Source organism: Streptomyces sp. NPDC058758 (assembly GCF_042746075.1).
Classification (GTDB): Bacteria; Actinomycetota; Actinomycetes; order Streptomycetales; family Streptomycetaceae; genus Streptomyces.
Genome location: NZ_JBHYPS010000045.1, coordinates 49,983 through 59,725 on the forward strand (window position 1 = coordinate 49,983; position 9,743 = coordinate 59,725).

At 74.6% G+C, this 9,743-nt stretch carries 9 protein-coding genes; 5 read left to right on the forward strand and 4 right to left on the reverse strand.

Translation table 11 applies throughout. From position 1 onward, the window contains the following. Nucleotides 1-37 precede the first annotated feature (37 nt). Both ACFW6A_RS34025 and ACFW6A_RS34030 read left to right on the forward strand, forming a co-directional pair. Entirely contained in the window at nt 38-1,003 is a 966-nt protein-coding gene (locus ACFW6A_RS34025) for a glycosyltransferase family 2 protein (protein WP_351849361.1), read from the forward strand. 2 nt (nt 1,004-1,005) lie between these two features. Next, nucleotides 1,006-2,358, forward strand: a complete 1,353-nt coding sequence (locus tag ACFW6A_RS34030; RefSeq protein ID WP_386645437.1) for a polysialyltransferase family glycosyltransferase — start codon at nt 1,006-1,008, stop codon at nt 2,356-2,358. A gap of 109 nt (nt 2,359-2,467) precedes the next feature. On the opposite strand, the gene ACFW6A_RS34035 is transcribed toward ACFW6A_RS34030, so the two are convergent. Continuing rightward, on the reverse strand, nt 2,468-3,241 hold the full coding sequence (locus tag ACFW6A_RS34035; protein WP_351849367.1) for a VOC family protein: 774 nt from the start codon (nt 3,239-3,241) through the stop codon (nt 2,468-2,470). A 159-nt stretch (nt 3,242-3,400) separates the two neighbouring features. On the opposite strand from ACFW6A_RS34035, the gene ACFW6A_RS34040 reads away from it, so the two are divergent. Then, nucleotides 3,401-4,228, forward strand: a complete 828-nt coding sequence (locus tag ACFW6A_RS34040) for a sulfurtransferase (RefSeq protein WP_386645440.1) — start codon at nt 3,401-3,403, stop codon at nt 4,226-4,228. A 55-nt stretch (nt 4,229-4,283) separates the two neighbouring features. Here the strand turns inward: ACFW6A_RS34040 and sepH are convergent, their stop codons facing one another. Beyond that, a complete protein-coding gene (gene sepH / locus ACFW6A_RS34045; RefSeq protein ID WP_351849374.1) occupies nt 4,284-5,336 on the reverse strand; it encodes a septation protein SepH in 1,053 nt (350 codons plus the stop codon). A gap of 409 nt (nt 5,337-5,745) precedes the next feature. Here sepH and ACFW6A_RS34050 point away from each other — a divergent pair, with 409 nt between their 5' ends. Further along, complete coding sequence (locus ACFW6A_RS34050) at nt 5,746-6,726, forward strand: hypothetical protein (protein ID WP_386484799.1); 981 nt, start codon at nt 5,746-5,748, stop codon at nt 6,724-6,726. 7 nt (nt 6,727-6,733) lie between these two features. Here the strand turns inward: ACFW6A_RS34050 and ACFW6A_RS34055 are convergent, their stop codons facing one another. Together ACFW6A_RS34055 and ACFW6A_RS34060 are read right to left on the reverse strand one after the other, a co-directional pair. Beyond that, nucleotides 6,734-8,077: a D-arabinono-1,4-lactone oxidase gene (locus tag ACFW6A_RS34055; RefSeq protein ID WP_386645443.1), complete on the reverse strand. Its 1,344-nt coding sequence runs from the start codon at nt 8,075-8,077 to the stop codon at nt 6,734-6,736. After that, nucleotides 8,013-9,278, reverse strand: a complete 1,266-nt coding sequence (locus tag ACFW6A_RS34060; protein ID WP_351849385.1) for an MFS transporter — start codon at nt 9,276-9,278, stop codon at nt 8,013-8,015. Before ACFW6A_RS34060 ends, ACFW6A_RS34055 begins: the two co-directional genes overlap by 65 nt. Before the next feature lie 163 nt (nt 9,279-9,441). Between ACFW6A_RS34060 and ACFW6A_RS34065 the strand changes: the two genes are divergently transcribed. Beyond that, nucleotides 9,442-9,743: ferrochelatase (locus tag ACFW6A_RS34065; protein ID WP_386645446.1), on the forward strand; the 302-nt coding region annotated here is incomplete at its 3' end.

Sequence of the window (9,743 nt, forward strand, 5' to 3'; positions counted from 1 at the left end):
CCGTGTCCGCCTCCGATCCAGTGTGGGGATTCTCCGCGTGCCCAAACTCTCCGTCGTCGTCCCCTTCCACAACGTCGGGCCGTACGCCCCCGACACCGTGCGCAGCCTCGCCCTCAACGCGGACCCGGACTTCGAGTTCCTCCTGGTCGACGACTGCTCCACCGACGAGACCCCGGACGTCCTCGACCGCTGGAAGGACCGGATCCCGAACGCCCGGGTCATCCGCCACGAGACCAACCTCGGCGTCGCCCAGGCCCGCAACACCGGCATCGACGCCTCCACCGGCGACTACGTCACCTTCCTCGACGGCGACGACTGGTACGCCCCCGGCCACCTCCGCGCCGCCGTCGACGCCACGGAGCGCCTCGGCTGCGACTTCGCCCGCACCGACCACGTCCTCGCCGAGGGCCGCAAGCGGAACATCAAGTACGCCCCCGCCAAGGTCCGCGACGCCGTCATGGACCCCCGCGACGGCATCGCCCCGGCCAGCATGATCACGATGGTCGACTACCCCTTCGTCCCCTTCGGCGTCTACGGCCGCTCCCTCTTCGAGAACGGCGCGTCCCGCTTCGAGACCACGCTGCGCACCGCCGAGGACCGGCTCTGGGTCTGGCGCCTCCACCTCAAGGCCCGCACCTACGCCGCCCTCTCCCTGCACGGCGTCTTCTACCGGCGCGGCGTCACCACCTCGCTCACCCAGATCAGCGACAACCGCCAGCTGGACTTCATCCCCTCCTACGACCTCCTCCTGGAGGAGGTCTCCCGGGACCGCGACGCCGACCGCTTCCTGCCCAAGGCCGTCCGCACCTACTGCGCCATGATCGCCTTCCACGTGAACAAGGCCGGGAAGTACGAGCCGGAGGTCGCCGAGCGGCTGCGCGCCGACGTCGCCGACGCCCTGCACCGCATGCCGCAGGACGTCCTCGAAGAGACCCTCGCCACCATGGACACCCCCCGCGCCACCCTCCTGCGGAGCCTGCGCGAGACCGGAAGGACCCTCTGACCATGACCACCGACACGGCCGCCGGCCCGCGCCCGGTCCAGATCTTCCAGGTCTCCACCCTCTACGGCGCCGCGACCGTCGCCGCGGCGATCGACGCCGGACTGTACGGCGCCCCCGGCGACGCCCGCCGCCTCCTGCTGCTCTCGCACAACGCCGAGATCCCGGAGACCGCGCTCCGCCTGGAGACGATGACCGGCTACGCCCGGATCGCCACCCGCTTCGACGGCGTCCTCGACTGGAACGAGACGATCCACCCGTACCACCCGGCCGCCTGGGCCCCCCGCCCGGAGGAGGCCCCCCTCTGGCAGCGCGTGCTGCGCACCGCCTGGGACCTCGGCACCGCCCCCGTCGAGCTGATCGTGGAGTCCATCCAGGTCAACCCGGCCAAGGCACTCGGCGCCTGCTTCCCCGAGAGCGCCGTCGAGGTGTACGCCGACGGGCTGATGAGCTACGGCCCCACCCGCACCGACGTCGCCCAGTCGCTGGCCTGCCGCATCCGCCGGCTCCTCCACCTCGACCTGGTGCCCGGCCTGACCCCGATGCTCCTCACCGAGTACGGCACCCCGTCCGCGCTGGTCCCCGACGCCGCCTTCCGCGCGGTCCTCGCGGAGATCGCCGTCGAGGCCGGCGAGGACCCGGCCGTCGCCGAGGCCGTCGCCGCCCGGCCGACCGCGCTGCTCCTCGGCCAGTACCTCGCCGCGCTCGGCCTCCTCACCGTCGAGGAGGAGGAGGAACTGCACGTGCGGATGCTCCGCGGCGCCGCCGCACTCGGGCACCGCAGCATCGTCTTCAAGCCCCATCCCACCGCCCCCGCCGGCTACTCCACCGCCCTGCGCCAGGCGGCCAAGGAGACCGGGGTGCGGCTCACCGTCCTCGACGTGCCGCTGCTCGCCGAGACCTTCTACGAGCGCTGCCGGCTCCGGCTCGTCGTCGGCTGCTTCTCCACGGCGATGCTCACCGCCGCCGTCTACTACGGGATCCCCGTCGCCCGCGTCGGCACCGGGGAACTCCTGGAGCGGCTGACCCCCTTCGAGAACAGCAACCGGATCCCGCTCACGGTGGTCGACCACCTCGTGCCCTCCCTGGAGGATGGCGGCACGCCGGCCGTGCCCGGCCCCGCCCCGGACTCGCTCGCCCCGCTGGTCAGGGCGGTGGGTTACTGCATGCGGCACAAGAGCCACCCCGGCCTGCGGGCCGAGACCGAGCGGTACCTCGCGGCGCACCACGACGACCCGGCGGTCGCCCACCACTTCGGCACCGTCCGGCTCACCCAGCTCGGCCTGCCGGGCGGCGAACCCGTCCCGGCGGCCGGCCCGTCCCGGCTCCGCCGGAGCCTCGCCCGCACCCGGCGCTGAGGACGCCGCCGGGGCCGGGGTGCCGCCGGGGCCGGGGTCGGGGCCGGGGACGCCGCGGGGGCTCGGGGACGCCGCCGGAGGGCCGGGGACGCCGCCGGAGGGAGCGCCGTCAACGGCCGCGGGACCTCACGAGGGTGAACACCGCGCCCTCCGGGTCCGCGACCAGGGCGAGCCGTCCGGCCGTGCCGTCCCGGGGCGGCCGCAGCACCCGGCCGCCCAGCTCCGCCACCAGCCGGGCCGCCGCGTCCGCGTCGTCGACCTCGAAGTACGTCATCCAGTGCGGGCCCCGGTCCCGGGGCAGCGCCTCGCCCACCCCGTGCAGCGAGGCGACCGGGCGCCCGTCCACGAGCAGGGTGGCGTAGTCGGAGTGGGCCGAGACCACCGGCTCGACCTCGTACCCGAAGACCGAGCGGTAGAACTTGCCGACCGTGGCCGTCTCGTAGGTGAGCAGCTCGTTCCACACCGGCGTCCCGGCCGGCCCGGCGAGCGCGGTGCCGTGGTGGGCCTCCGCCTCCCAGACCCCGAAGACCGCCCCGGTGGGGTCGGCGCAGATGACCAGCCGGCCCGCCTCGCCCGCGTCCAGCGGGCCCACCGCGACCGTCCCTCCGCAGTAGCGGACGGACTCGGCGGTCTCGTCGGCGTCCGGGGTGGCCAGATAGGTGGTCCAGGCCGTGCTCAGGTGCCGGTCGGGGGGCAGCTGTCCGATGCCGGCCACCTCGCGCCCGCCCAGCAGGGCCCGCACGTAGGGGCCGAGCTGCTGCGGGCCGGGGACGAACTGCCAGCCGAAGAGCGCCTGGTAGAACTCCTGCGTCGCGTCGATCCCGTGCACCATCAGACTCACCCAGCAGGGGGTGCCCGGGCTGCGCCGAGCGGCCTCGGTCATCGTCACTCTCTCCTCGGACCTGGTCGGGACCGTGCCCCGCCGCCGGTGGCTTCGCCGGGCCGCGCACGGCGCGCCCCGGTCGCACCCCGTCTGGTGCGATCCTCCGGGAGGACGCCGGGTCCGTCCCCGGCGCGCACGCGGCTGCGCGAGGATGGCCCCATGAAGCCCATCATCTCCGCAAGCGAACTCGTGAGCGAGTCGGCGGGAGCCCGGCCGCCGGTCCTCCTGGACGTGCGCTGGACCCTCGGGGGCCCGCCCGGTCGCCCCGCGTACGAGGCCGGACACCTGCCCGGCGCGGTCTACGTGGACCTCGACGCCGAACTGGCCGGACCGCCCGGGGAGGGCGGCCGGCACCCGCTGCCGGACCCGGACGCCTTCGGGGCGGCCATGCGCCGGGCGGGGGTCCGTGCCGACCGGCCGGTGGTGGTCTACGACGGCGGGCTCGGCTGGGGCGCCGCCCGTGCCTGGTGGCTGCTGCGCTGGACGGGCCACCCGGACGTGCGGGTGCTCGACGGCGGCCTGGCGGCCTGGCCGGGGGAGCTGTCGACGGCGGTCCCCGAGCCCGAACCGGGCGACTTCACGCCGAAGCCGGGCGGGCTGCGGCTGCTCGACGCGGACGAGGCGGCGGCGCTGGCCCGTTCGGGGCTGCTCCTGGACGCCCGGGCCGCCGAGCGGTACCGCGGCGACGTGGAGCCCATCGACCGGGTCGGCGGCCACATCCCCGGCGCCCACTCGGCCCCGACGACGGAGAACGTGGCGGGTGACGGCCTCTTCCTCCCCGCGGACGCCCTCCGCGAGCGGTTCGCGGCGCTGGGCGCGGCCGAGGCGCCGGAGGTCGGCGTCTACTGCGGCTCGGGGGTCTCCGGCGCCCACGAGGTGCTGGCCCTGGAGCTCGCCGGCATTCCGGCGGCGCTGTACGCCGGCTCCTGGTCGGAGTGGTCCTCGGACCCGTCCCGCCCGGTCACCACGGGGCCGGACCCGCGGTAGGACGCGGAAGGGGCCCGCGCCGAGCGGATCGGCGCGGGCCCCTTCCGTACGGGTCCTACTCCTGCTTCTTCCGGCGCGTCCCGAAGACGATCTCGTCCCAGCTGGGGACCGCCGCGCGGCGGCCCGGGCGGACGCCGTCGGCCTCCGCCTGCCGGTCGGTGGCGCCGTGCAGCCGGTCGCGGTGGCCGGAGACGGCGCGCGGCATGAGGACGTCGGCGTAGGCCGCGCCCGCCCCGGCCGAGGCGGCGGGAGCCGGCGGCTCCTCCGCCTCGACCTCGTCGGACGGCTCGCCGTCGGGCTGCTCGGGGACGACCAGGTCGCCGCGGAAGCTCGGCACCGCCTCCAGGAGGCTGGTGAGCGAGTCCCGCTCCTCCTCCGGCTCCGCCGCCGAGGCCGTCAGCGGGGTCCGGTCGAGCTGCCGGTCCAGGGCCCGGTCGAGCGGCCGGTCCAGGGTGCGGTCCAGCGGCCGGTCCCGGGGGAGCCGGGCGATGCGCGGCACGAAGGGGAAGCTCGGCTCCGGCGCGGCGGCGAGGGTGTCGTCGGTCTCGCCGATCAGCGCCCGCGCCTCGTCGTCCACGGCCTGGACCAGCCGGCGCGGCGGGTCGTAGGTCCAGCTGGCGGTGTGCACCTCGCCGGCGACCCGGTAGACGAGCAGCACCTCCCAGGTGCCGTCGTCGCGCCGCCAGGAGTCCCACTGCACGGTGTCCTTGTCGGCGCCGCGCAGCAGCAGCCGCTCCTGCACCGCCTCGCCGAGCTGGGGGCCGCTGTTCTCGCCGGGGCGGCGTACCGGGGTCTTGCGGGCGCGCTCGGCCATGAAGGCGCGCTCGGCGAGCACGGGGCCCTCGAAGCGGCGGACGCGGTCGACGGGGATGCCGGCGAGCTGGGCGACCTCCTCCGCGGAGGCACCGGCTCGTATCCGCGCCTGGATGTCCCGGGGGCGGAGGTGGCTCTCGACCTCGATCTCGATCTGGCCGAGGCGCGCGCGGTCGTTGCGCACGGCGGCCCGCAGCCGCTCGTCGATCGGGAGTGTGTACTCCGTGCTGTCGGCAGCCTTGAGCACCAGTCGTGTGCCGTCGTTGGAGACGGCCACGACACGCAGTTCGGGCATGGGGACCTCCCGGGTGGTGCCTGCCGACGTCACGTGCGTCGCTGCTTCCGCTAGTCGAGTGTGGCCTGCCCGGGTGCAGCCTGCCACTACCTTGCCGAGTTGCCCGGCGTGTCGGGCGTGGACCCTGGTCCGCCGTTATGGCACGGTTACCTGTTCACTACCCATAGTGACTGGGTGTCACACTGTGTAGCGGTTCTGTTTCCGGGCGCCCGAAGGCGTTCGGGCCCAGGGTTCGTCAATGTACTCCATTCGGGCCACTCGGGTGGACCGGCACGCCGCCCAACTTCTCGGGGTGCGCGGGAGTTGGGCCCGACCCCTCAATCCTCTTGCGTGGCACTCTTCACAGAACCCCCTGAACCGGAACTATTCGCTTCGCTCAGTTGTCCCTTCTGGGTGCACGGTGGAACAGATGAGCAAGCAGAGGGTGGAGATGCGCCACAGGCAGCCGACCGACACGGACGAGCCGGAGATACGGACGCCGGGCCCCGCGAGCGGGTCCCCGGAGCCCGGGGCCGAGGCGAAGCGGAAGATCGACCTGAGCGTGCCCCAGGTCGCCGGCAGCGCCCTCGCCGCCGTCATCGCCGCCAAACTCGCCTCCACCCTCGGCGTCTACGGGACGATCCTGGGCGCCGGCGTGATCAGCGTCGTCGCGACCTGCGGCGGCCCGCTCTTCCAGCAGCTCTTCAAGCGCACCGGCGAGCAGATGCGGGACGTGACCGTCGCCGCCAAGCCGAGGGCGCGTCAGGTCCCCGCGGCGCCGCCGGCGGACGACCGCCACACCCTGATGCTCGGCACCGTCCCCGACGCGGCCGGCCCCTTCCCGTACGACGAGGAGTTCGGCGCCGCCACCACCCACGGCACCCGGCTGCGCGGCTGGAGGCGCCCGGTGCTCGCCGCCGCGCTCGTCTTCGGCGTCACCATGGGCGGCATCACCACCTACGAGCTGGTCTCCGGCGAGGACTTCAGCGGCACCAAGGGCACCACCACCTTCGGCTCCGTGGTCCGCGGCGGCGACACCGGCCGGCAGGACGCCCCGGAGCCGACGCGGGAGGAGGAGCGGGAGCCGGCGACCCCCGCGCCGACCGGCACCACCGGCGGGGGCGAGCCGGGGGAGACCGGACAGCGGCCCGGCACGGGCACCGCCACCCCGTCCGACGGCACCACGCCGGACTCCGGGAGCGCGACGCCGTCCGGCGGCGCCACGACCGCGCCGGCCCCGGACCCGACCGGCTCCGCCGACGGCGGCACGGACCCCGCGGAGGAGCCCTCGACGGCCCCGACGGACCCGCCGGCCCCCGAGACGCCGTCCGCCCCCACCGAGACGCCCGCCGCCGGTCCGGCCCTCGGGGACGCCCCCGCGGCCGCCCCCTCCGGCGGCGCGGCGGAGTGAGCCCCCGTCAGTCGCCCAGCACCCGGCGCAGGTAGTCGTTGGCGAAGAGCCGGTCCGGGTCCAGCCGGTCGCGCAGGGCCGTGAACTCGGCGAAGCGCGGATAGGCCTCCGCCAGGTAGGCGGCGTCCCGGGTGTGGACCTTGCCCCAGTGCGGCCGGCCCCCGTGGGCGGTCATGATGCGCTCCACCGCGGTGAAGTACCCGTGGTGGGGCGTTCCCCGGTACAGGTGCACGGCGACGTAGGCCGTCTCCCGGCCGGAGGCCGTGGAGAGCGCGATGTCGTCGGCGGGCGCGGTGCGCACCTCCACCGGGAAGCTCACCTTCAGCGGCGAGCCCTCCACCATCGCCTTCAGCTCGCGCAGCGCCGCCGTCGCGGCCTCCCGCGGCAGCGCGTACTCCATCTCCAGGAAGCGGACCCGGCGCGGCGAGGTGAAGACCTTGTACGGGATGTCGGTGTACGTGCGGGCCGAGAGCGCGCGGCTGGAGATCCGGGCGATCGCCGGGATGGCGGGCGGCACCGCGCGGCCGAGCGAGCAGGCGGCCTGGAAGACCCCGTTGGAGAGGAACTCGTCCTCGAACCAGCCGCCGAGACGCGGCAGCGGCGCGGCGGGGCCCGCGCTGCGGTTGTTGCGCTTGGTGTTGCAGTTGTCCGTGTGGGGGAACCAGTAGAACTCGAAGTGCTCGTTCTCCGCGTGCAGCTCGTCGAACTCGGCGATCACCCGGTCGAAGCGCATCGGCTCCTCCCGCGCGGTGAGCAGGAAGACCGGCTCCACCGCGAAGGTGATCGCGGTGACCACGCCGAGCGCCCCCAGGCCGATCCGGGCGGCCGTGAAGATCTCCGGGTTCTCCTCCGCCGAGCAGGTCATCAGCGTCCCGTCGGCCGTGACCAGCTCCAGGGCGCGGATCTGCGCCGCGATGGAGGCGGAGTCCCGCCCGGTGCCGTGGGTGCCGGTCGAGGTGGCCCCCGCGACGGTCTGCTCCATGATGTCGCCCATGTTCGTGAGCGACAGGCCCTCCCGGGCCAGCGCCACGTTGAGCCGCTTCAGCGGGGTGCCCGACTCCACGGTCACCGTCATCGCCTCGCGGTCGATCCGCCGGATCCCGGTGAGCAGGTCCGGGCGGACCAGCACGCCGTCGGTGGCCGCGATCGAGGTGAAGGAGTGGCCGGTGCCGACCGTCTTCACCCGCAGCCCGTCCCGGGCGGCCCGGCGGAGTTCGGCGGCCAGCTCCTCGGCCGAGGCGGGGCTCACCTCCCGCACCGGACGGGAGGTGACGTTCCCCGCCCAGTTACGCCACGGGCTGCCCGTCCCGGCGCTCCCCGGCCCCGTCGGTCCCGCTGTCCTCGTGCTCATCTCGCCCCTCCCGGTTCGGCACCGGCCTGCGCAGCCGGCGGTGGCCGAGGAGGGCCACCACGACCGCGAGCGCGCCCGAGACGACGGGCACCACGTACGCCGCCTCCGCCCCCGAGGCGTCGACCACCCAGCCGGCGGCCGAGGAGCCCAGCGCCACGCCGATCGCGAGGCCGGTGCCCGTCCAGGTCATGCCCTCGGTCAGCTGGGTGTGCGGTACGTGCTTCTCGACGAGGGCCATCGTGGTCACCATCGTCGGCGCGATGGAGAGGCCCGCGACAAAGAGCGCCACGGCCAGCAACGGCAGGTTCCCGGCCAGTAGGAGGGGGATCATACTCACGGCCATCGCACAGACGCCCAGCAGCCACCGGCGGGACGGTTCGCCCTTGAGGTGCAGCAGCCCGAAGACCGCGCCGGCCAGGCAGGAGCCCAGCGCGTACACGGCCAGGACCAGGCTGGCGGCGGCCTTCTGGCCCCGCTCCTCGGCGAAGGCCACGGTCACCACGTCCACCGAGCCGAAGATCGCGCCGGTCGCCACGAAGGCCAGGGCGAGGACCTGGAGGCCGGGGGAGCGGAGCGCCGAACCGCCCTTGGCGGCGGGCTGGGGGTGCGGCTCCGGCTCGGTGTCCCGCTGGGCGGTCAGCCAGAAGACGCCGATGGCGAGGAAGACGCCGGCCAGCAGCGGACCGGCCTCGGGGAACCAGGTGGTCGACAGCCCGATCGAGATGATCGGGCCGAAGATGAAGCACACCTCGTCGACGATCGACTCCCACGAGTACGCGGTGTGCAGCGAGCGCGCGTCGCCCCGGTAGATGCCCGCCCAGCGGGCCCGGGTCATCGCCCCGACGCTCGGCACGACGCCGATCACGGCCGTGAACGCGAAGAGCGTCCAGTCCGGCGCCCCCTGCTGCACGCAGAGCAGCAGCCCGGCGGCCGCGGCCATGGAGACCAGGGTGACCGGGCGGAGCACCCGGCGCTGGCCGTACCGGTCGACCATCCGGGAGACCTGCGGGCCGAGCACGGCGGCGGACATCGCGAGCGTCGCCGAGAGGGCGCCGGCCAGCCCGTACCGGCCGGTGACCTGGGAGATCATGGTGACGATGCCGATGCCCATCATGGACAGCGGCATCCGGCCCAGGAAACCGGCGACGGAGAACGAGGCGGTACCGGGCGCCGAGAAGATCGCGCGGTAGGGACTGGGCAAGGGGTTCTCCGGCTCTGCGACGCGGCGTGCCGACCGCCGCGCGGTCAACACGTGTAATTAATGGCTAAAGCCTAAGGGTTCGAAGCGTCGGGGTCACCCCCGAATTCCGGACGGACCGCGCCCCCGCCCCGGGCCGTCGGTGCCGGGTGGCAGGATCGGTGCCATGTCCGATCAGCACGATCCCGCCCCGTACGACGCCCTGCTGCTGCTCTCCTTCGGCGGCCCCGAAGGCCCGGACGACGTCGTCCCGTTCCTGGAGAACGTGACGCGCGGCCGCGGCATCCCCAAGGAGCGGCTCAAGGAGGTGGGCCGGCACTACTTCCTCTTCGGCGGCGTCAGCCCGATCAACGCCCACAACCGCGCGCTGCTGGACGCGCTCCGGGCCGACTTCGAGAAGGCAGGCCTCGGCCTGCCGGTCTACTGGGGCAACCGGAACTGGGCGCCGTACCTCACCGACACCCTGCG

Coding starts and splice junctions, on each gene's coding strand:
- ACFW6A_RS34030 (WP_386645437.1), top strand. CDS start 1,006: ATGACCACCGACACGGCCGCCGGCCCGCGCCCGGTCCAGATCTTCCAG.
- ACFW6A_RS34035 (WP_351849367.1), bottom strand. CDS start 3,241: ATGACCGAGGCCGCTCGGCGCAGCCCGGGCACCCCCTGCTGGGTGAGT.
- ACFW6A_RS34040 (WP_386645440.1), top strand. CDS start 3,401: ATGAAGCCCATCATCTCCGCAAGCGAACTCGTGAGCGAGTCGGCGGGA.
- sepH (WP_351849374.1), bottom strand. CDS start 5,336: ATGCCCGAACTGCGTGTCGTGGCCGTCTCCAACGACGGCACACGACTG.
- ACFW6A_RS34050 (WP_386484799.1), top strand. CDS start 5,746: ATGAGCAAGCAGAGGGTGGAGATGCGCCACAGGCAGCCGACCGACACG.
- ACFW6A_RS34055 (WP_386645443.1), bottom strand. CDS start 8,077: ATGAGCACGAGGACAGCGGGACCGACGGGGCCGGGGAGCGCCGGGACG.